The organism is Paraburkholderia sp. FT54 (assembly GCF_031585635.1).
In the GTDB taxonomy this organism is placed as follows: Bacteria; Pseudomonadota; Gammaproteobacteria; order Burkholderiales; family Burkholderiaceae; genus Paraburkholderia.
In genome coordinates, this window is record NZ_CP134196.1 from 2,244,596 (window position 1) to 2,264,855 (window position 20,260).

The following is a 20,260-nucleotide window of genomic DNA, read 5'->3' on the forward strand; positions in this document are numbered from 1 at the left end:
TCCGGCAGCTTGCTGCATGCGCACGGCGAGTTCGGCGCTGGCCTCGGCCGACTCCTTCACCTGCTCCGCATAGACCGCCGATTACCTGGCCGCAACTGCGCTGATATAGGCGCGCCGGGCATCGGCGGCGACCTCGAGCATGGCGTTTGCGGCCAGCAAACGGCCAGCCACAAAAACATGCTTGACCTTACCGCCGTGGGAAGGTCCACGCTGGAGTCATGATTTCTCATTGGAGGTAGGAAATGGAATTTGCCATACCGGATATGTCGTGCGGCGGTTGCGCTAACGCCATCACGCGTGCGGTCACGAGTCTCGACCCTGCAGCGAAGCTCGAAGTCGATGTCCCCGCTAAAATCGTCAAGCTCACGTCGACGCTGGCGCCCGAGCAACTCATCCAGGCTATCGAGGCAGCGGGTTTTCATCCGTCGCTGAGAGCCTGATAGCCTGATCGGATCGCCACCGGAAAGCAGCGCGCAACAGTCCGCCTCCGCTTCCCGGCATCAGCATCGTTCGAGACAACCTTCTCCCAACGGAAACTCACCATGAATAAACTTCGCGCCTTTCGTGCCCTTTGCCTGTTCGGCGGCTTTGCCTTTGCTGTCGCGGTCGTTCCCGTCCACGCCCAGCAACCGGCCGCCATGCCCGGCATGGCCATGTCTGGCTCCGCGGGCGCCGGTGCCGGTTCAGATGACGCGACGCAAGCGTTCAAGGCCGCCGACGACAAGATGATGCAAGACATGAGTGCAGACTACACGGGCAATGCCGACAAGGACTTTGTCGCCCACATGATTCCGCATCATCAAGGGGCGATTGAAATGGCGCAGGTCGAGTTGAAGTACGGCAAGGACCCGGAGTTGAAACGGCTGGCCAGGAACATCATCAAGGCGCAGCATGAGGAGATCGCGTTCATGAAAAGCTGGCAGGCCAAACATGGGGCGAAGTGAGGGCGCGGCGGCGCGAATCGAAGGAGACCAACATGACCGACACTCAGCGGCTCAATTACCTACGGATCGCGCTGGTATTGGTGGGCATCACGTCCATTGGACTTTATCCGCTGATGATCGTCTGGCCAGACGGTTGGGTCTGGCATACCGGACATTCGGAATATCCCCTGATGATTGTGGGCATGTACGCCACGCTGGGAGTGTTCCTGATTTTTGCGGCCCTGAATCCGCTCGCTCATCTCAGTCTTATCTGGTTCGCGGTGTGGTCGAGCGTGGTGCATGGCGGGATCATGGCCGGCCAGGCCCTGATGAATACCCCGTACCGCGGCCATCTTCGCGGGGACGTGCCGGCGCTTTTGCTCGCGGCGCTCGTTTTAGGGCTTCTCACTCCCCGTGGCGACAAAGCCAGATTTCTACGTGAGTAACGCTAATTTCGGTTTCAGGCCGCTTCGCCTGCGCGCGACGAGCGCAATGTTTCACACCGCCGTCGCGTCCAGGCACCTCTATCATCGAGCGCCCCCGTCCACGCTGCCCGCCGCCACGGCGGCAGCACCAGCAGAAACACCAGCCATCTCGCCCCGGCTCCTGCGCCATCCCGCCGGCGGCATCCCGAACTCGCGCTTGAAAGCCCGATTGAACGCCGCCTCCGACTCATACCCCACCTGATCCGCCACCGCCGCCAGCGACTTCGTGCCGCCACGCAACTCCTGCGCGGCGATCTGCAAACGCCAATGCGCGAGATACTGCATAGGCGGCTGACCGAGCAACTGGGTAAACCGTTGCGCCAGCGCGGACCGTGACAAACCCGCTTTGCGCGCCAGTTCATCGACTGTCCATCCATGCGCCGGCTGCGCATGCATCAGCGCCAGCGCACGACCGACGAACCGGTCCCCCACGCCCGCCAGCCAGCCCTTCCGATCGGACGGCAGCGCGTCGATGCAACGCCGCACCGCCTCCACGAACAGCAGTTCCGACAGACGCGCGAGAACGATCGCGCTGCCCACGCGCCATTCCGCCGCCTCGGCCGCCGCGAACCGTAACGACGATTCGAGCCACGCGGACTGCGGGTCGTTGCGCATGTCGACCTTGAAGATGCGCGGCAACGCGGACAGCACCGGGTTGCTCAACGTGTCGTCGCAGGCGAGAAAGCCGCATACCAGACGCGTGCGGTCTCCACCGCCGCCGTAGCGAAGCGCCATCAACTGTCCCGGTGTATTCCGCATCTGACTCTCGAGCAGTTCGCCAGTGGGTCCGGGCTTGATGTCGAGCGAACTGCCGAGCAGATGCGCTTCGCCTTGCGGCACGACGAGCAGTTCGCCGGCAGAGACGTAAATGGCGGACTCAGGGTCGCCCGGGAGCGCGGCCCAGCAGCCTCCCTCGGTAATCAGATGGTAGGAAACGATGCGTTCGGCCGGCGGAAGGAAGCTGCCGCACAGCGCTGCGTCCGCCTGGCCGTACAAACACCAGGGCGCAGTGAAGTCGCCGTTTAGATACACCGCACCACCAAGGCGAACCAGGCGGAGGACGTCGGAGAGCGCATCCATTATGGGGTCCAGGAACTTCGGCGTCCTGCGCAAAAGATCTGGACGCCTGGTCATTCATCGATTCAACAGCCGCACTGATACTAGCATCCATGCGAATCCCTTACAACAATGTTAAGGAATCTTGAATGAATCGAATACTTAACCTCAATTAAGGAGGCACCACATGAATTCATAGGTCGCCAGCGCAATAACACCAGCGTGCATCGCACAACTTTTTTCTCAGGAGCATCTCCATGTCTGAAGTCGATTCTTCTTCATCACGAACCTCCGAATTCGCTGACGTCAAAGCGCGTCAGCACGCCGCGTGGGAAACGGGCAACTATGCCGTCGTTGGCACGACGCTTCAGATCGTCGGAGAAAACCTGTGCGAGGCGCTCGATCTGCGCTCCGGCAGCCGCGTGCTCGATGTCGCGGCGGGAAACGGCAACGGCACGCTCGCCGCCGCGCGCCGCTGGTGCGATGTCACGTCGACCGACTACGTGGCCTCGCTGCTCGACGCGGGTCAGGCTCGCGCGCGAGCGGAAGGTCTGACAGCGGTGCAGTTCCGCGAAGCCGATGCCGAAGCGCTGCCCTACGCGGACGCCTCCTTCGACGTCGTCATGTCGACCTTCGGCGTCATGTTCACGCCCAATCAGGAGAAGGCGGCAAGCGAGCTGGCGCGCGTGTGCAAACCCGGCGGCAAGATCGGCCTCGCGAACTGGACGCCTGATAGCTTCATCGGCCAGGTGTTCAAGACGATCGGCAAATACCTGCCTCCGCCGCCAGGCGTCAAGTCGCCGGCACTGTGGGGCACCCGGGCGCGGCTCGACGAACTCTTTCACGGCAATGTGCGCAGTGTCGCCGTAACGAGTCGCGAATTCATGTTCCGTTACCGCTCGCCGGCGCATTGGCTCGAGGTATTCCGGACTTACTACGGCCCGATCAACAAGGCATTCGCCGCGATGGACGACGAACGGCAAGCGGCCTTCCAGCACGATCTCATGACGCTGATGGAAAGCCGCAACCGGTCGGGCGACGAGACGCTCGTGCTGCCCAGCGAGTATCTCGAGATCGTGATGGTGCGGCAATGAACGGGGTCGGCCGCGTACTGGCCGGCACGGCTGTCTACTTTTTCAATCGATGGCCAAAGGTCAGCGTCGTCGGCTTGCGGTGTATGTCGCTAGCTTTCGGCCTGCCGCTGTTTTCGTCTGTTTGCTTCTTCGGTCTTCGGTTCGTTCTCGCCAGCTTCGGGCTGATGTCTTAGGCTTCGCCGTTGCATCAAACCCGTTTTTTCCCGGCTTCGTCCTTTGCGGACGAAGCCGGATGTCGGCAAGATCGCGTGCGCGTTTGCCTTCGCGCCTCTCGTCAAACCGTCACGACGATCTCGCCGGATGGTTCGGTCACTGCGCCTGCGGCACCCGCACCCAGCCTTCCATCAGCACCCGCGCGCTGCGGCTCATGATGGCCTTGGTGACCGTCCACTCACCGCCGCTTTCGCTCGCCTCGGCGCCGACCCGCAACGTCCCCGACGGATGGCCGAAGCGCACCGACTCCTTCGCGCCGCCGCCCGCCGCGAGATTCACCAGCGTCCCCGAAATCGCCGCCGCGGTACCGATCGCCACCGCCGCCGTGCCCATCATCGCGTGATGCAACTTGCCCATCGACATCGCCCGCACCAGCAGATCGACGTCGCCCGCGCCGATGCGCTTGCCGCTCGACGCCACGTAGTCCGCCGGCTTCGCGACGAAGGCGACCTTCGGCGTATGCTGGCGCGTCGCGATCTCGTCGAGGTTCTTGATAAGCCCCATGCGCAACGCCCCATGCGCGCGAATCGTCTCGAACATCGCGAGCGCTTTGTCGTCGCTATTGATGGCGTCCTGCAACTCCGTGCCCTTGTAGCCGATCGACTCGGCGTCGACGAAGATGGTCGGAATGCCCGCGTTGATCATCGTCGCCTTCAGCGTGCCGACGCCCGGCACTTCGAGGTCGTCGACGAGGTTGCCGGTTGGGAACATCGAGCCGCCCGCGCCCTCTTCTTCCGCGGCCGGATCCATGAATTCGAGCTGCACTTCCGCGGCCGGAAACGTGACGCCGTCCAGTTCGAAGTCGCCGGTTTCCTGCACGGCGCCGTCGGTCATCGGCACGTGTCCGATGATCGTCTTGCCGATGTTCGCCTGCCAGATGCGCACAGTCGCCACCCCGTCGCGCGGAATCCGGCTCGGGTCGACGAGCCCCGCGCTGATCGCGAACGGCCCGACAGCGGCGGAGAGATTGCCGCAATTGCCGCTCCAGTCGACGAAGGCCTTGTCGATCGACACCTGACCGAACAGGTAATCCACATCGTGGTCGGGCCGGCTGCTTTTGGCGATGATCACCGTCTTGCTGGTGCTCGACGTCGCGCCGCCCATGCCGTCGATCTGCTTGCCATACGGATCGGGGCTGCCGATCACGCGCATCAGCAGCGCGTCGCGCGCGGCGCCGGGCACCTGGGCCGCCTCGGGCAAGTCTTGCAGGCGGAAGAACACGCCCTTGCTGGTGCCGCCACGCATGTAGGTGGCCGGAATCTTTATTTGGGGTTGGTGGGCCATGAAAATCGTGTCCTGATGTGGGCGGAACGGACGCTACGGCATACCACGCGATGCGCCCTGTTCCGCGTTAAACGTTCGCCGCCTTAAGTCACCTCAAGCCGCCTTCTTCGACGACTCGAGAAAGTCCTGCGCAAAGCGTTGCAGCACACCGCCGGCCTCGTAGATGGAGACCTCTTCGGCGGTGTCGAGCCGGCACGTCACCGGCACCTCGACCCGCTCGCCGTTCTTGCGCTGAATCACCAGCGTGAGGTCCGCGCGCGGCTTGCGTTCGCCGACCACGTCGAAGGTTTCCGTGCCGTCGATCGCCAGCGTGAGCCGGTTCACACCCGGCTTGAACTCCAGCGGCAGCACGCCCATGCCCACCAGATTCGTGCGGTGAATGCGCTCGAACCCTTCGGCGACGATCGCTTCCGCGCCGGCCAGACGCACGCCCTTCGCCGCCCAGTCGCGCGACGAACCCTGGCCATAGTCGGCGCCGGCAATCACGATCAGCGGCTGCTTGCGCTCCATGTAGGTTTCGATCGCTTCCCACATGCGCGTGACCTTGCCTTCCGGCTCGATGCGCGCGAGCGATCCCGCCTTCACCTTGCCGTCTTCGAGCACCATCTCGTTCTTCAGCGTGGGATTCGCGAAGGTGGCGCGCTGCGCCGTCAGGTGATCGCCGCGATGCGTCGCGTAGGAATTGAAGTCCTCTTCCGGCAAGCCCATCTTCGCCAGATATTCGCCCGAGGCGCTGTCCGCCAGAATCGCGTTGGACGGCGACAGGTGATCGGTCGTGATGTTGTCGCCCAGCACGGCGAGCGGCCGCATGCCTTTCAAAGTGCGCTCACCGGCAAGCGCGCCTTCCCAATAGGGCGGACGGCGAATGTAGGTGCTCATCGGACGCCAGTCGTAGAGCGGATTCGCTTTCTCGCCGGTGTCGACGGAAACGGCGAACATCGGCTCGTACACCTTGCGGAACTGCTCCGGCTTTACGCTCGACGCGACGATCGCATCGATCTCCGCATCCGACGGCCAGATGTCCTTCAGCGTGACCGAATGACCGTCGGCATCGATACCGAGCACGTCTTTCTCGATGTCGAAACGGATGGTGCCGGCAATCGCATACGCCACCACCAGCGGCGGCGACGCGAGGAACGCCTGCTTCGCGTAAGGATGAATACGGCCGTCGAAGTTGCGGTTGCCCGACAGCACGGCGGTCGCATACAGATCGCGCTCGACGATCTCCTTCTGGATCACCGGGTCCAGCGCGCCGGACATCCCGTTGCACGACGTGCACGCATACGCGACCACGCCGAAGCCCAGTTGCTCCAGTTCGGGCAGCAGCCCGGCCGCTTCGAGATACAGCGTGACCGCCTTCGAGCCCGGCGCGAGCGAGGTCTTCGCCCACGGCTTGCGCGTCAGTCCGCGCCGGTTCGCGTTACGCGCCAGCAGGCCGGCGGCGATCATGTTGCGCGGATTGTTGGTGTTCGTGCAGCTCGTGATCGCGGCGATGATCACCGCGCCGTCCGGCATCAGACCCGGCTCGTTCTCCACCTTGCCGCTGATGCCGCGCGCCGCCAGCTCCGACACCGGCAAACGGCGATGCGGGTTCGACGGACCGGCCAGCGTGCGCACCACGGTCGACAGATCGAACTTCAGCACGCGCTCGTACTCGGCATTGACGAGGCTGTCGGCCCACAACCCAGTTTCCTTCGCGTAGGTTTCCACCAGTTGGACGAGCGCGTCGTCGCGGCCGGTGAGCTTCAGATACTTGATGGTCTGTTCGTCGATGGAGAACATCGCGGCCGTGGCGCCGAATTCGGGCGCCATGTTGGCGATGGTCGCGCGGTCGCCGAGCGTCAACTTGGCCGTGCCTTCGCCATAGAACTCGAGATACGCGCCCACCACTTTTTCCTTGCGCAGGAATTCGGTTAGCGAGAGCACGACGTCGGTCGCGGTGATGCCTTCAGCCGGCTTGCCCGTCAGTTCCACGCCGACGATATCCGGCAGGCGCATATACGACGCGCGGCCCAGCATCACGCTTTCCGCTTCGAGCCCGCCCACGCCGATCGCGATCACGCCGAGCGCGTCCACCATCGGCGTATGCGAGTCGGTGCCGACCAGCGTATCGGGGAACGCCACGCCGTCTTTCACCTGCACCACCGGGCTCATGCGCTCCAGGTTGATCTGGTGCAGGATGCCGTTGCCCGGCGGAATCACGTCGACGTTCTTGAACGCGCGCTTGGTCCAGTTGATGAAGTCGAAGCGGTCTTCGTTGCGGCGGTCTTCGATCGCGCGGTTCTTCGCGAACGCATCCGGGTCGAAGCCGCCGCACTCGACGGCGAGCGAATGGTCCACCACGAGTTGCGTCGGCACGACCGGATTGACCATTGCCGGATCGCCGCCTTGCGCGGCAATCGCGTCGCGCAGGCCGGCGAGGTCGACGAGAGCGGTCTGGCCGAGAATGTCATGGCACACCACGCGCGCCGGGAACCACGGAAAATCCAGTTCGCGCTTGCGTTCGATGATCTGCCTGAGCGACGCGACGAGCGTGACCGGGTCGCAACGGCGCACGAGGTTTTCGGCCAGCACGCGCGACGTGTACGGCAGCTTGTCGTAAGCGCCGGGCTGGATCGCGTCGACCGCGGCGCGCGTGTCGAAGAAATCGAGCTGGGTGCCGGGAAGGCGTTTGCGGTTTGCAGTATTCATGGCGTAGGGGACAAAACAGTAATGATCCGGGGACGATGGCGGCGGCCGATCAAGGTCGGCGGCCCGTTTTTTAATGGCGTTTCCCTGAGTGGCCCAGTCAGGCAGTACGTGTAGTTTAGCTTGCGGCAGCGTGCCGGTCGGGTTTGCAGTCGGCCGCGTGAATGCGCCGCAAAAAACGGCCTTGGCCCAAGGTTCCAGCGCGCCAAGGCCCAACTCCATTGCGCCGCGCTCTTTAGACGCAATGGAGGAGAAACGCTTGCACCGCGCAGCCACGCGCTTATAGGCCCGACGGCGATGAAGACGCCACTGAAGGCGTCTTCAAACGCCCTCAAACACGCTTCGCGAGCGGCACGAACGGCAGGTCGTCAGGCCCGGTGTAATTCGCGCTCGGGCGGATGATCTTGTTGTCGACGCGCTGCTCGATGATGTGCGCGCTCCAGCCGGCCGTGCGAGCAATCACGAAGAGCGGTGTGAACATTGCCGTGGGCACGCCCATCATGTGATACGAGACCGCGCTGAACCAGTCCAGATTCGGGAACATCTTCTTCGCGTCCCACATCACCGACTCCAGCCGCTCGGCGATATTGAACAGCTTGCTGTTGCCCGCTTCCTTCGAGAGCTTCTTCGCGATTTCCTTGATGACCTTGTTGCGCGGGTCCGAAATCGTGTACACCGGGTGGCCGAAACCGATCACTACTTCCTTGTTCTCGACGCGGCGGCGGATGTCCGCTTCCGCTTCGTCCGGCGTCTGGTAGCGCGACTGGATTTCGAACGCGACCTCATTGGCGCCGCCGTGCTTCGGCCCGCGCAGTGCGCCGATCGCGCCGGTGATTGCCGAATAGATGTCTGAGCCCGTGCCCGCGATCACGCGGCCGGTGAACGTCGACGCGTTGAATTCGTGCTCGGCGTACAGGTTCAGCGATACGTGCATCGCGTCGACCCACGCCTTCGACGGCTCCACGCCGTGCAGCAGATGCAGGAAGTGGCCGCCGATCGAATCGTCGTCGGTTTCCACCTCGATGCGCTTGCCGTTGTGCGAGTAGTGATACCAGTAGAGCAGCATCGAACCGAGCGAGGCCATCAGCTTGTCCGCGATGTCGCGCGCGCCCGGCAGGTTGTGATCGTCTTTCTCCGGCAGCACGGTGCCGAGCACCGATACGCCGGTGCGCATCACGTCCATCGGATGCGCGGCGGCCGGAATCCATTCGAGCGCGGCCTTCACATTCGCGGGCAGGCCGCGCAGCGCTTTCAGCTTGGTCTTGTACGCGGTGAGTTCAGCCTGGGTCGGCAGCTTTTCATGCACGAGCAGGTACGCGATCTCTTCGAACTCGCAGGCGCTCGCGATATCGAGAATGTCATAGCCGCGGTAATGCAGATCGTTGCCGGTCTTGCCGACCGTGCAGAGGGCCGTGTTGCCCGCCGTCACGCCGGACAGGGCGACGGATTTCTTCGGTTTGAATGCGCCCGTGTTCGGCGTGCTGTTGTCTGCTTCACTCATGTCTTTCGTCTCCAGATGCATTGGGGGATACTTTCGCCGCAGCCTGAAACGCAAGGAACGGGCCAGCTCCGCCAACCCGCGCTAAGTGCCTGATTTAACGAAAAACCGCTGCCCGCGCCGGGTCGAATTTCATTTCACAAATGAAATTCGCATTTCAAATGGGAAATGGATACGCGCATAATAGACCGACTTCTCAGCCCGCCGCGAGCCGCCCAGCCTTGAACACACCTCTTTTCGAACCCGCCCAGCGCCCCCGCATCTGGGCGGTTAGTATCAGCCGCCTGCGCGACCTGTTCTTCGACATCGCCGGCGAATACGTGGAGCGCGCGGACTTGCGCATCGTTTCGCACGGTTTCGAAGATGCCGTTCGCGAGGTCGACGCCGCGGGCGCGGGTCGTCCGGATGTGGTGATCGCCGGCGGCTCGAACGGCGCGTATCTGAAGACGCGCGTCTCGGTGCCCGTCGTGCTGATCGGCCCGACCGGCTTCGACGTGATGCACGCGCTCGCGCGGGCGCGGCGCGACGGCGCGAAGGTCGCGCTCGTGACGCACGGCAATACGCCTGACGAAGTGCGGCGCTTCATGGCCGCCTATGCGCTCGACGTCACGTTCGCCTCCTATCAATCGGCGCAGGACGCGGAGAGCGTCGTGCTCGACCTGCGCGATCGCGGCATCGACGTGGTGGTCGGCCCCGGACTCGTCACCGATCTCGCGGCGAATGCCGGCATGGGCACGGTGTTTCTGTATTCGCGCGCGTCGGTGCGCGCGGCCTTCGACACCGCGCTCGAAGTCGCCCAGGCCACGCGCCGCGAAACGGTCCGGCGTCAACGGCTCGACAATCTGCTGCAGCATCTGCGCGACGGCGTCGTCGCGCTCGACGCGCAAGGCCGCGTCGAAGCGATGAACCAGCGGCTCGCCGGCGTGCTCGGCCTCGACGCGGCGAACGCCGTGGGCCGCGTGTTGCTCGAACTCTCGCCCGATCTCGCGGGCAGCCTGCCGGACGCGGACGGCGACACGTTCTGCACGGTGCGTGGCGCGAGTTACGTCGTGCATCGCGGGCCACTGGCCAGTAGCGGCTCGGCGGCGGGCACCGTGCTGACGTTTCAGGAATCGCGCGCGGTCGAACGGCTCGACCGGACGCTGCGCTCGCGCCAGCGCGTGCAGCAGTTCAGCGCGCGTTACCGGCTCGACGATATCGTCGGCGCGTCCGAATCGATCGAACGGGTGCGCGCCCTCGTGCAGCGCTATGCCCGCTCGGACGCCACCGTGTTGATTCTCGGCGAAAGCGGCACCGGCAAAGAGATGGTCGCGCAGAGCATGCATCAGCTGAGCGCGCGGCGCGACTTCGCGTTTGTCGCGATCAATTGCGGCGCGTTTCCCGAGGCGCTGCTGGAGAGCGAGTTGTTCGGCTACGAGGAAGGCGCGTTCACCGGCGCGCGCAAGGGCGGCAAGGCGGGGCTGATCGAAGTGGCGCACCGCGGCACGCTGTTTCTCGATGAAATCGGCGAGATGCCGCTGTCGTTGCAAAGCCGGCTGTTACGCGTGCTGCAGGAGCGCGAGGTCGTGCGGCTCGGTTCGACGGAGCCAACGCGGGTCGATATTCGCGTGGTCGCGGCGACGCATCGCGCGCTGACCGAGGGTATCGAAGCGGGCAGCTTCCGCGCCGACCTCTACTACCGGCTCAACATTCTGAGCATCGCGCTGCCGCCGTTGCGCGAGCGGCCGACCGATCTGCTGCCGCTCGCCGTCGAGCTGCTCCTGCAAGCCGCGGCACGCGAACCGAGGCTCGCGGCGCGCCTGCCGGACGCGGCCGCCGCCGAACGCCTGCTCGCCGCGCTCGATGAACCGTTCAAGCGCTATGCGTGGCCCGGCAACGTGCGCGAATTGCAGAACGTGATCGAACGGATCGCTGTCGAACTCGCCGACATTGACGTCGATGCAGTGCCCGAAAACGCCACCGACACAATCCTCACGCGCGACATGTTGCGCACGGTCGCGCCTGAAATCGTCGAGCCGCATACACGCACGAAGAAAACCGCTTTAACCCTGCGCGAGCGCAGCCGTCACGTGGAAGCCGACGAAATCCGCGCCGCGCTCACCGCGCACGACGGCGATCGCGACGCGGTCTGCGAGGCGCTCGGCATCAGCAAGACGACGTTATGGCGGAAGCTGAACGCGACCCCGTAGGCGCGCCACTCAAGCCAACCGAGCCAATCGATCCACTCGTGCCGCCATGCCTTGCCGCGTTGACGCCGGCGCGCGCGATGAACATGCTGGGCGTCATGCCGCAGCATCGCTTGAAATGGCGGCCGAAATGGCTTTGATCGAAGAAGCCGACCTCCGTCGCCACGACCGATCCCGGCACGCCTTCGAGCAACAGTGTCTGCGCGCGTTGAATCCGCAGGCCGCACAGATAGCGGTACGGCGACGATCCGTATTGCTGCCGGAACACCGTGGCGAAACGAGACACGCTGAGCGCGGACAGCGCGGCGAGTTGCGCGAGCGTCACCGGTTCGTCGAAATGGGCTTCGATGAAAGCGCGGGCGGCAGTGAGGCTGATGGACTGTTTCATGACGTCACGATGGTCGAGCGGGCCGCTGGCTGTTTCGCGAAACGCCGGATGGAAAACGCGTCGAGAGGAATCGCCGTGCTGCCCGTATCGACGAGTTCCGCCAGCGTTTCGCCGACGCCCGGGCCGATCTGAAAACCCGACCCGCTGAAGCCGAACGCGTAGAACAGTCCGTCGACCTCGCCGCTCGGACCGATCACCGGCTCGCTGTCGGGCAGATAGCTTTCCACGCCGCTCCATACGCGAATCACATGCAGCGGCGCCAACGCGGGCACGAGCCGGCGCATCTGCGCGAGTTGCCGCACGGTGTTGACCGGCAACACCGAGGCGCGGCTCGTCACGGCGTCGGCGGGACCGGCAGGCCCGCCGCCGACGATGATGTTGCCGCGCGGAATCTGGCGGAAGTAAATGCTCTCTTCCTTGACCGAAGTGAACACGCCCATCGACGACTTGAACACATACGGCACCGGCTCGGTCACGCACATCTGCGGCCCGCGCGCGGTGAGCGGCACGGTTTCGCCGAACTGTTCGGTCAGCCGGCTCGCCCACGCGCCGGCGCAGATCACGAGTTGCGCCGCCCAGTACACGTCGCCGCGCGCGCTTTCCACGCGAAACCGGCTACCGTCTTTTTCGACGCGCACGATCTCCGTGTCCTCGATCACCTGCGCGCCGAACCGCGCCGCCGCGCGGCCGAACGCGGGCGCGGCGAGGCGCGGGTTGGCGTGACCGTCGAGCGGCGAGATCGAAGCCGCCAGCACCTCGCGGCCGAGAAACGGAAAACGCCTGAACACCGCTTCGCCATGCAGCACTTCGAGTTCGAGACCGTGGGCGCGCGCGTCGATTGCGTACTGGTCGACATTCTCGACGTCCTTCTGGTGGTAGCACACGCGCGTATGGCCCGACGGCAGAAACTCGATGTCTTCGCCGAGCAATTCCGCCGAGCGTTGCCACGTGCGCAGCGCGCGGTTGGCCATCGCCAGTTGCGGCAGCGCGCGGCCCTGACGGCGAATGCCGCCGAAGTTCACGCCGCTCGCCTGCTGTCCCGTGAGTCCGCGTTCGAGCAGAATCACCGACCGGTTGCGCTGGCGCAGGAAGAACGCCGTCGTCGTCCCCATGATGCCGCCGCCGATCACGATCACATCGGCTTCGTTCGCGGTCGTCGCACTCATTCGATCACCTCGTCGCTCACCGCTTCGGTCAGCGCCACCGGCAGCGGCTTGACCGGCGCCTGGCCGCGCAGCCGTCCCACTGAAGACAGCGGCACGCACGCCGCCGCCGCGATGATCTCCGCGCCCGCGTGGCCGCAATAGCGCCCCTGGCAGCGGCCCATGCCGACGCGCGAAAACGCCTTCGCGCGATTGGCTTCCCTGGCGCCGGCCGCCTGCACCACGCGGCGCAATTCGCCGGCCGTGATCGCTTCGCAACGGCAGACAATCGTCTCATCCGGCAGCGACGCGGCGAATTTCGCCGGCCACGGGAAGGCTTCGCGCAAGCCCGCGGCAAAACGTGTGAAGCGCGCGAGTTCGGCGCGCAAGCGCTCCATGCCGTTGACCGCTATGCCGTGATCCTGCAAGGCCGCCAACGCCGCGAGACGGCCGGAGCGTTCCGCTGCATCCGCGCCGCGCACGCGTGCGCCGTCGCCCGCCAGATAGACGCCCTCGATGCTGCTGCGGCCGTCGGCGTCGATGTGCGGCAGCCACTGCTGAGCGTTCTCATCGAACATGAATCGGCAACCGGCGAGATCCGCGAGTTGCGTCTCGGGCCGCAAGTGATAGCCGAGCGCGACGGCATCGCACGTGAGTTCGAGGCGCTGGCCGCCGGGTAGCGCAACCTCGACCGCGCTCACGCCATCTTGCGGCGAGCCTTTGATTTCGAGCGGCTGGACGCCGCGATGAACCGGCACGCGCGCGTCGGCCAGCACGCGCGTCAACGCAATGCCTTTTCTGAGCGCGGCGGGAATCGCCAGCAGGCGCGGCAACGCGGCCACGCGCTGCATGAACGTCGAGGTATCGAGCACCGCCGCAACCTGCGCGCCTGCCTTCACGTACTGCGCGGCCACGAGATACAGAAGCGGACCGCTGCCCATCATCACGATGCGCGAGCCAATCGCGCAGCCCTGCGATTTCAGCGCGACCTGCGCGCCGCCGAGGCTATAGGTGCCGGCCAGGTGCCAGCCCTTGACCGGCATCAGACGGTCCGTCGCGCCGCTGCAGACGATCAGCGCGTCGAACGCGAGCGTGTGATACCGCGTGCCGCTCACCAGATGCAAGGTATTCGGCGAGATGTTCCAGACTAGCGTTTCCGGCAGATAGTCGATGCTGCTCTTCAACGCATCGAAGCTCCGATGCAGCGACGCGGCACGCTCGGCCTCCGTGCCATAGAGCGTCTCGTAGCTTCGCGAAAACCCTTCCGGCTGCCGTCGATAAATCTGGCCGCCGTCACGCCGCCCTTCGTCGACCACGACAGGCCGCAGCCCCGCTTCGACCAGCGCCTGTGCGGCGCGCACGCCCGCCGGCCCAGTGCCGATGATGACTACTCGCGGGGCCATACACCCTCCCCGGCCTCGGCCAGCTTCGTGACGATCGACATGCCCGGCATCGCCGGCGTGCTGCAGGCGCGCACGCGCTCGCCTTGCGCGGTCCACACCCAGCAGTCCTGGCAGGCGCCCATCAGACAGAAACCGGCGCGCCGGCCGTCGCCGAATTCGGAATCGCGCAACGTGCGCGTGCCGGTGAGCAGCGCGACCATCAGCGTGTCGCCTTCGGCGGCCTCGCGCACGACACCGTCCACGATAATCGGAAAGGTCTTGCGGCCCGTTTCCGCGACGCGCACAAATCGTCCGCTCATGCCGGGGTCGCCTCCACGGTCTGCAAACGGTTCAGTTCGGCGGCCGGATGGTGGCAGAGGATCTCCGCGCCCGAAGGCAGCTTCTTTAACGCGGGCGGTGTCATGTTGCACTTGCCGTCGATACGCACCGGACAACGCGCGCGGAACGCGCACAACTCGGCAACGTCAGCGCTCTCGCCCATGGCCGGCAAGGCGGTCGCGACGATGTCGCGGCGCGCATCGAGCCAGCCGGGTTTCAACGCCGGCACCGAATCCACCAGCAAACCCGTGTACGGGTGATACGGCGGCGCCGCGAGCACCTCGCGCTGGCCCGCTTCCACGCGATGCCCCGCATACAGCACGATCACTTCGTCGCAGATCGCGCGCACCGTCGAAATATCGTGGCTGATGAACATGTACGACACGCCCAGTTCGCGGCGCAGTTCGGCGAGCAGATCGAGGATCGCCGCGCCGACCACCGTGTCGAGCGCGGAGGTCACTTCGTCGCACAGAATCAAGGCGGGATCGGCGGCGAGCGCGCGCGCCAGATTCACGCGCTGCTTCTGGCCGCCGGAAAGTCCGGCCGGCGTACGCGTGGCGATGGAAGCCGGCAGCTTCACCAGATCGAGCAGTTCAAGCATGCGTTTCTTCGCCGCCGAGCCGCGCAGATGATGATAGAACGCAAGCGGCCGGCCAAGGATATCGGCGATGGAATGACTCGGGTTGAGCGCCGTGTCGGCGTTCTGGAACACGATCTGGATCTGGCGATATTGCTCCGGCGTGCGCCGCGAGATTTGCGCGGGCAGCAGTTCGCCGTTGAACAGCACCTCGCCGCGCGCCCGGTCGACCAGACCCGCCACCACGCGCGCGAGCGTCGTCTTGCCCGAACCCGATTCGCCGATCACGCCGAGCGTGCTGCCGCGCGGGATCGACAGACTGACGTCGTCCAGCACGCGCACGGCGGGCGCACCGTCGCGGTCGATGCGGCCGTAGCCCGCGGACAGTCCGCGGATCTCCAGCAGCGGCGGCACGTGTTTGCCGAGGTTCGGCGGCAACGTCAGCACGGCTTCCGGTCGGCGTGTCGCCGCCAGCAACTCGCGCGTATAGGCATCCACCGGCGCGTCGAGCACTTGCGCGACCGCGCCGTTTTCCTTCACCGCGCCGCTGTTCAATACGACGATGCGGTCCGCCATCTGCGCGACCACCGCCAGATCGTGCGACACGTACACGGCCGTGGTGCCCAGTTCGCGGATCACTTTCTTGAAGGCCGCGAGCACCTCGATCTGCGTGGTGACGTCGAGCGCGGTAGTCGGCTCGTCGAACACGACGACGGCCGGATCGGTGATCAACGCCATCGCCGCCATCAAACGCTGCAACTGGCCGCCCGACACCTGGTGGGGATAGCGCTCGCCGATCGCCTCCGGCGCGGGCAAGGCGAGCGAGCGGAACAGTCCGATCGCCTTGGCACGTGCCGCCTCTTTCGACATGAGTCGATGCAGCAGTGCCGGTTCGGTGACCTGATCCATGATCGTGCGCGCCGGATTGAAGCCGGCCGCCGCGCTCTGCGCGACATACGCAACGGTGCGCGCGCGCAACGCGCGGCGGCCCTTCGCATCGAGCGACAACACCTCGACCTCGCCGATGCGCACCGACCCGCCGCTAATCGCACAGCCCGCCCGCGCATAGCCGAGCAGCGCCAGCGCGATGGTGGTCTTACCCGAACCGGACTCACCGATCAGCGCGAGCACTTCGCCCTTCTTCACCGAAAAATCGACGCCCTTGACGATCTCCGTCACCGGTCCCGGCGCGGCGCCCGCGACCACTCTCAGGCCCTTCACTTCGATCATGTCCTGATCAGCCATCACGCACCTCCGTGGCTGCGGCCGCGACGCCGCAGGTTGTCGATCAGCAGGTTCATGCCGATGGTCAGCGTCGCAATCGCGACGGCCGGCATCAGCACGGCAGGCGCGCCTTCCGACAAACCGCCGATGTTCTCGCGCACGAGCGAACCCCAATCGGCGTTCGGCGGCTGCACGCCGAGACCGAGGAAGCTCAGCCCGCTCAGCAGCAGCACGATGAACACGAAGCGCAGGCCGAAATCGGCGAGCATCGGATGAATCATGTTGGGCAGCACTTCGACCCGCGCGATATAGAAGATGCCTTCGCCGCGTGCTCTCGCCACCTGCACGTATTCGAGGCCCATCACGTTCACCGCGAGCGAGCGCGAGATGCGGAACGCGCCGGGAATGTAGGCCAACGCGGCGACCGTCGTCAGCATCGGAATCGACGAACCGAACGCGGCGATCACGACGAGCGCGAGCACCTTGCTTGGAATCGAAATGAGCGCGTCGAACAGACGGCTCAGAATTTCATCGACCCAGCGGCCCGACACCGCCGCGAGCAGCCCGAAGAACGTGCCGATCACGCTGGCGAGCACCGCCGCGGCGAGCGCGAGGCCGACCGTGTAGCGCGCGCCGTAGAGAATCCGGCTCAGCATGTCGCGGCCGAGATAGTCGGTGCCGAGCGGATAGGCCGCGCTGTAGCGGCCAAAGATTTCCGTCGAGGTCAGCGCGCCGCCTTTGTACGGCGCGACCAGTGGTCCGATGAACGCGACCAGCAGCCAGAACGCCACCATCAGCAAACCGATCAGGCCGAGTATGGAGAAGCGGTGCACGAGGCGTTTGAGCACGCCGTGTTTCAGCGGCGCCGCTTCGACGGGTGCGGGCTCGACGACCATTTCGTCACGGCGCACGTCGTACAGCTCCGTGGTGGCGTGAGGCACGTGGTGGGGATTGGTAGGTTGGCTCATCATCGACGCAGCCTCGGGTTGGATACGATTTGACACAGGTCGGCAATCAGCACGAGCGCGAGATACGCCGCGCAGAACACCATCACGCAGCCCTGCACGAGCGGCATGTCACGGTTGGTCACCGCGTCCACCATCAGGCTCGCGAGACCGGGATAGTTGAAGATCGACTCGACGATCACCACGCCGCCGAACAGATACGACAGGCTCAGCGCCACCGCGTTGGCAATCGGTCCGATGGTGTTCGGCAACACATGCCGCCACACCACGCGCACCGGCGAGGCGCCCTTGAGCAACGCCATTTCCACATACGACGAATTGAGCTGATCGAGCACCGCGGCGCGCGTCATGCGCGCCATCTGCGCGACCAGCACGCAGCACAGCGTCATGACCGGCATTGCGTAGATGCGCAGCAGCGCGCCGAACGAATGCACCTCCGACAGATACGACAGCGCCGGCAGCCAGCGCAGCTTGACGGCGAAGATCAGCACGGCGATCGTCGCGATCAGGAACTCCGGCACGGCCACCGTGGAGAGCGTCAGCACGTTGAGCGTGCGGTCGAGCAGCGAGCCGCGGAACATCGCCGACGCAATCCCGATCAACAGCGCCACGGGCACCGAGACCAGCGCCGTCAGACCGGCCAGCACCAGCGAGTTCGGCAGACGCGTCGCGATCAGCTGACTGACGGGGAGATTGTTCGACAACGAGGTGCCAAAGTTGCCGCTCACCACATGCAGGAGCCACACGAAGTAGCGTTGCAGCGCGGGCTGGTCGAGGCCGAACTGATGCCGCAAGGCGGCCACGGCTTCGGGCGTTGCCGCCTGGCCGAGCGCCTGCTGGGCCGCGTCGCCCGGCAGCAGCCCGGTGATGCCGAACACGACCGCCGACACCAGCAGCAGCGTGAGCAGCGCGAGGCCGAGGCGCGCGGCAATGAGACTTTGCGCATGTGCTTTCATCGTGAGTCTCCTCTGTCGACCCGAGTTAGCGCTTTAACGCTTACTCGGGTCCCATGCAACGTAGTTGCAGTTGAAGCCGCGCGCCGCCCGATCAGCCGCGCGCATGTTGCAGGGTGTGATTTTCCGGTTCGTCAGACCGGAAACCCTTCGACCGCCCTTCCGATCCGGCTCAGGTTTCGAGCCAGACGTTTTCCGCGAACATGAAGCCCATCAGCCCGGCGAGCGGAATCGAGCCAAGGCCCTTGAGTTTGTTCGTATACGCGTCGAGCGAACTCTGGAACAGCGGAATGCCGACGCCGCCGGTTTCATGCACCAGCACCTGCATGTCGCCGTAGATCTTCTTGCGCTTGGCGTCGTCCGGTTCGCCGCGTGCCTGAAGCAACAGCTGGTCGAACTTCGGGCTTTTCCAGTTCGCTTCGTTCCACGGTGCGTCCGACTTGAAGAACTGCGTGAAGATCACGTCGGCGCTCGGCCGCGCGTTGACATTGCCGAAACCAAGCGGATGCTTCATCCAGTGGTTCGACCAGTAGCCGTCGGCCGGCACGCGCGACACCTGCAGATTCAGACCGGCCTGCGGCGCGACCTGCTGAAGAAACATCGCCATTTCAACCGAGCCTTCCGCCGCCGGCGACGCGAAAATCTGGATCGGCGCGCTGCCGACCTTGGCCTTCTGGAAATGGAACTTCGCCTTGTCGGGATCGAAGCCACGCTGCGGCAAGCCGGCCAGGTAGTACTTGTTGGTCGGATCGATCGGCTGGTCGTTGCCGATCGTGCCGTAACCCTGGAAGATCGCGCGGCGCATCTGCTCGCGATCCTGCAGGTACATCATGCCGCGCCGGAAATCGTCGTTGCCGGTAATGCCGCCTTCGTCGCGAACGACCAGGTCGGTGTACAGGCCCGTCTTCGTCTCCAGCACGGAGAAGCCACCGGCGCCCTTGATCTGGGTAGTCGAGCGCGGGCTCACGGCGTTGATCAGTTGCACGTCGCCCGAGAGCAGCGCGTTCACGCGCGCCGATTCGTCGCCGATGCCGATCAGTTCGACCTCGTCGAGATGCGGCATGCCCGGCTTCCAGTACTTTTCGTTTCTCACGCCGACTGTGCGCACGCCCGGCGAGAATTCCTTGACCTTGAACGGGCCGGTGCCGACCGCGGTTTTGAAATCCTTGGTGCCGTCCTTGATGATCTGGAAATGCGAGGTGGCGAGAATCACCGGCAAGTCGGCGTTCGGACCTTCCAGCGTGATCGTCACTTCGTTCGGGCCGGTCGCCTTCACTTCCTTGATCTGATCGGCCAGCGTCTTCGCTTTCGATGCCGTTGCCGGATCCTTGTGACGCATGATCGAATACACCACGTCGGCCGGCGCGAGCGCTTTGCCGTCGTGGAACTGGACGCCGTTGCGCAGCTTGACGACCCACACGGTGGCGTCTTTCGTATCCAGCGAGGTGGCGAGCGACATCTTCGCGCCGAGATGCGAGTCGAGTTCGGTCAGGCAGTTGTAGAACATGAAGCCACGAACATAGTCGGTGCCGAGCGCGCCCTTCGCGGGATCGAGCGTGTCAGCCGCGGAAGCGGACTGCGTCGCCACGCGGATCTTGCCGCCCTGCTTCGGCTTCGCCTGCGCGAAGGCCGCACCGCTCGCACTCAGCAAACCGGCGCCCGTGACCGACATCATGCCGGCCGCGGCCATTGCGCGCAGCACGTCGCGCCGCGAGGCGCCCCTGGCCGTCAATCGCTCCAAGCCGGTGCCGAGTTCAAGCGCGCCGTGTTGCGAGTTTTCCTTAATCATCGAACTTCTCCGCGAGGGTGAGCAATGGGGTTAAGCAGGCGTGGCTGCGTGGTTTTGACTGCCAGTCGAACAAC

The 20,260-nt window shown here is 65.0% G+C and carries 17 protein-coding genes and 1 pseudogene; 5 read left to right on the top strand and 13 right to left on the bottom strand.

Annotated elements, in window-relative coordinates; translation table 11 throughout:
* Positions 1 to 6: 6 nt before the first annotated feature.
* Positions 7 to 174: pseudogene (locus RI103_RS29610) on the bottom strand (RND transporter); the annotation flags it as partial.
* A 68-nt stretch (positions 175 to 242) separates the two neighbouring features.
* On the opposite strand from RI103_RS29610, the gene RI103_RS29615 reads away from it, so the two are divergent.
* From RI103_RS29615 to RI103_RS29625, 3 genes are all read left to right on the top strand, one after another.
* Complete coding sequence (locus tag RI103_RS29615; RefSeq protein WP_310816165.1) at positions 243 to 440, top strand: heavy-metal-associated domain-containing protein; 198 nt, start codon at positions 243 to 245, stop codon at positions 438 to 440.
* A 102-nt stretch (positions 441 to 542) separates the two neighbouring features.
* Entirely contained in the window at positions 543 to 944 is a 402-nt protein-coding gene (locus RI103_RS29620) for a DUF305 domain-containing protein (RefSeq protein ID WP_310816166.1), read from the top strand.
* 32 nt (positions 945 to 976) lie between these two features.
* Positions 977 to 1,369 (top strand): DUF6632 domain-containing protein, encoded by a 393-nt coding sequence (locus RI103_RS29625; protein WP_310816167.1) that lies wholly within the window; start codon positions 977 to 979, stop codon positions 1,367 to 1,369.
* Between the two features lie 81 nt (positions 1,370 to 1,450).
* On the opposite strand, the gene RI103_RS29630 is transcribed toward RI103_RS29625, so the two are convergent.
* Entirely contained in the window at positions 1,451 to 2,488 is a 1,038-nt protein-coding gene (locus RI103_RS29630; protein ID WP_310816169.1) for an AraC family transcriptional regulator, read from the bottom strand.
* Positions 2,489 to 2,721: 233 nt separating this feature from the next.
* On the opposite strand from RI103_RS29630, the gene RI103_RS29635 reads away from it, so the two are divergent.
* The gene (locus RI103_RS29635; RefSeq protein ID WP_310816170.1) at positions 2,722 to 3,558 is read left to right on the top strand and encodes a methyltransferase domain-containing protein; all 837 of its coding nucleotides are present in this window, start codon (positions 2,722 to 2,724) and stop codon (positions 3,556 to 3,558) included.
* Between the two features lie 309 nt (positions 3,559 to 3,867).
* Here RI103_RS29635 and prpF read toward each other — a convergent pair whose 3' ends face one another.
* The 3 genes from prpF to prpC all read right to left on the bottom strand — a co-directional run bounded on the left by prpF (position 3,868) and on the right by prpC (position 9,244).
* Positions 3,868 to 5,055 carry a 2-methylaconitate cis-trans isomerase PrpF gene (prpF, locus tag RI103_RS29640; RefSeq protein ID WP_310816173.1) on the bottom strand — a complete coding sequence of 396 codons (1,188 nt, stop codon included), beginning with the start codon at positions 5,053 to 5,055 and terminating at the stop codon, positions 3,868 to 3,870.
* 93 nt (positions 5,056 to 5,148) lie between these two features.
* Positions 5,149 to 7,746, bottom strand: coding sequence for a Fe/S-dependent 2-methylisocitrate dehydratase AcnD (gene acnD, locus RI103_RS29645; RefSeq protein ID WP_310816175.1), 2,598 nt, complete (start codon positions 7,744 to 7,746; stop codon positions 5,149 to 5,151).
* 328 nt (positions 7,747 to 8,074) lie between these two features.
* A complete protein-coding gene (prpC, locus tag RI103_RS29650; protein ID WP_310816177.1) occupies positions 8,075 to 9,244 on the bottom strand; it encodes a 2-methylcitrate synthase in 1,170 nt (389 codons plus the stop codon).
* A 218-nt stretch (positions 9,245 to 9,462) separates the two neighbouring features.
* Here prpC and prpR point away from each other — a divergent pair, with 218 nt between their 5' ends.
* Positions 9,463 to 11,430 (top strand): propionate catabolism operon regulatory protein PrpR, encoded by a 1,968-nt coding sequence (prpR, locus tag RI103_RS29655; protein ID WP_310816178.1) that lies wholly within the window; start codon positions 9,463 to 9,465, stop codon positions 11,428 to 11,430.
* On the opposite strand, the gene RI103_RS29660 is transcribed toward prpR, so the two are convergent.
* The 8 genes from RI103_RS29660 to RI103_RS29695 all read right to left on the bottom strand — a co-directional run bounded on the left by RI103_RS29660 (position 11,387) and on the right by RI103_RS29695 (position 20,186).
* The gene (locus RI103_RS29660) at positions 11,387 to 11,815 is read right to left on the bottom strand and encodes an AraC family transcriptional regulator (protein ID WP_310816180.1); all 429 of its coding nucleotides are present in this window, start codon (positions 11,813 to 11,815) and stop codon (positions 11,387 to 11,389) included. The two genes, prpR and RI103_RS29660, sit on opposite strands and share 44 nt — an antisense overlap.
* Positions 11,812 to 12,981 carry an FAD-binding oxidoreductase gene (locus tag RI103_RS29665; protein ID WP_310816182.1) on the bottom strand — a complete coding sequence of 390 codons (1,170 nt, stop codon included), beginning with the start codon at positions 12,979 to 12,981 and terminating at the stop codon, positions 11,812 to 11,814. The genes RI103_RS29660 and RI103_RS29665 overlap by 4 nt, the downstream gene beginning before the upstream one ends.
* Entirely contained in the window at positions 12,978 to 14,360 is a 1,383-nt protein-coding gene (locus tag RI103_RS29670; RefSeq protein ID WP_310816183.1) for an NAD(P)/FAD-dependent oxidoreductase, read from the bottom strand. The genes RI103_RS29665 and RI103_RS29670 overlap by 4 nt, the downstream gene beginning before the upstream one ends.
* Positions 14,345 to 14,659: a (2Fe-2S)-binding protein gene (locus RI103_RS29675; protein WP_310816184.1), complete on the bottom strand. Its 315-nt coding sequence runs from the start codon at positions 14,657 to 14,659 to the stop codon at positions 14,345 to 14,347. Before RI103_RS29675 ends, RI103_RS29670 begins: the two co-directional genes overlap by 16 nt.
* Positions 14,656 to 16,500, bottom strand: coding sequence for an ABC transporter ATP-binding protein (locus RI103_RS29680; RefSeq protein WP_310816186.1), 1,845 nt, complete (start codon positions 16,498 to 16,500; stop codon positions 14,656 to 14,658). Before RI103_RS29680 ends, RI103_RS29675 begins: the two co-directional genes overlap by 4 nt.
* Positions 16,500 to 17,450 carry an ABC transporter permease gene (locus RI103_RS29685; RefSeq protein ID WP_310816188.1) on the bottom strand — a complete coding sequence of 317 codons (951 nt, stop codon included), beginning with the start codon at positions 17,448 to 17,450 and terminating at the stop codon, positions 16,500 to 16,502. The genes RI103_RS29680 and RI103_RS29685 overlap by 1 nt, the downstream gene beginning before the upstream one ends.
* Entirely contained in the window at positions 17,447 to 18,400 is a 954-nt protein-coding gene (locus tag RI103_RS29690; RefSeq protein WP_310816189.1) for an ABC transporter permease, read from the bottom strand. Before RI103_RS29690 ends, RI103_RS29685 begins: the two co-directional genes overlap by 4 nt.
* Before the next feature lie 169 nt (positions 18,401 to 18,569).
* Positions 18,570 to 20,186, bottom strand: a complete 1,617-nt coding sequence (locus RI103_RS29695; protein WP_310816191.1) for an ABC transporter substrate-binding protein — start codon at positions 20,184 to 20,186, stop codon at positions 18,570 to 18,572.
* Positions 20,187 to 20,260 lie beyond the last annotated feature (74 nt).

What these genes read in the sequence shown, in the direction of transcription:
- RI103_RS29615 (WP_310816165.1), top strand. Translation starts at nt 243, where the DNA reads ATGGAATTTGCCATACCGGATATGTCGTGCGGCGGTTGCGCTAACGCC.
- RI103_RS29620 (WP_310816166.1), top strand. Translation starts at nt 543, where the DNA reads ATGAATAAACTTCGCGCCTTTCGTGCCCTTTGCCTGTTCGGCGGCTTT.
- RI103_RS29625 (WP_310816167.1), top strand. Translation starts at nt 977, where the DNA reads ATGACCGACACTCAGCGGCTCAATTACCTACGGATCGCGCTGGTATTG.
- RI103_RS29630 (WP_310816169.1), bottom strand. Translation starts at nt 2,488, where the DNA reads ATGGATGCGCTCTCCGACGTCCTCCGCCTGGTTCGCCTTGGTGGTGCG.
- RI103_RS29635 (WP_310816170.1), top strand. Translation starts at nt 2,722, where the DNA reads ATGTCTGAAGTCGATTCTTCTTCATCACGAACCTCCGAATTCGCTGAC.
- prpF (WP_310816173.1), bottom strand. Translation starts at nt 5,055, where the DNA reads ATGGCCCACCAACCCCAAATAAAGATTCCGGCCACCTACATGCGTGGC.
- acnD (WP_310816175.1), bottom strand. Translation starts at nt 7,746, where the DNA reads ATGAATACTGCAAACCGCAAACGCCTTCCCGGCACCCAGCTCGATTTC.
- prpC (WP_310816177.1), bottom strand. Translation starts at nt 9,244, where the DNA reads ATGAGTGAAGCAGACAACAGCACGCCGAACACGGGCGCATTCAAACCG.
- RI103_RS29660 (WP_310816180.1), bottom strand. Translation starts at nt 11,815, where the DNA reads ATGAAACAGTCCATCAGCCTCACTGCCGCCCGCGCTTTCATCGAAGCC.
- RI103_RS29665 (WP_310816182.1), bottom strand. Translation starts at nt 12,981, where the DNA reads ATGAGTGCGACGACCGCGAACGAAGCCGATGTGATCGTGATCGGCGGC.
- RI103_RS29670 (WP_310816183.1), bottom strand. Translation starts at nt 14,360, where the DNA reads ATGGCCCCGCGAGTAGTCATCATCGGCACTGGGCCGGCGGGCGTGCGC.
- RI103_RS29675 (WP_310816184.1), bottom strand. Translation starts at nt 14,659, where the DNA reads ATGAGCGGACGATTTGTGCGCGTCGCGGAAACGGGCCGCAAGACCTTT.
- RI103_RS29680 (WP_310816186.1), bottom strand. Translation starts at nt 16,500, where the DNA reads ATGGCTGATCAGGACATGATCGAAGTGAAGGGCCTGAGAGTGGTCGCG.
- RI103_RS29685 (WP_310816188.1), bottom strand. Translation starts at nt 17,450, where the DNA reads ATGATGAGCCAACCTACCAATCCCCACCACGTGCCTCACGCCACCACG.
- RI103_RS29690 (WP_310816189.1), bottom strand. Translation starts at nt 18,400, where the DNA reads ATGAAAGCACATGCGCAAAGTCTCATTGCCGCGCGCCTCGGCCTCGCG.
- RI103_RS29695 (WP_310816191.1), bottom strand. Translation starts at nt 20,186, where the DNA reads ATGATTAAGGAAAACTCGCAACACGGCGCGCTTGAACTCGGCACCGGC.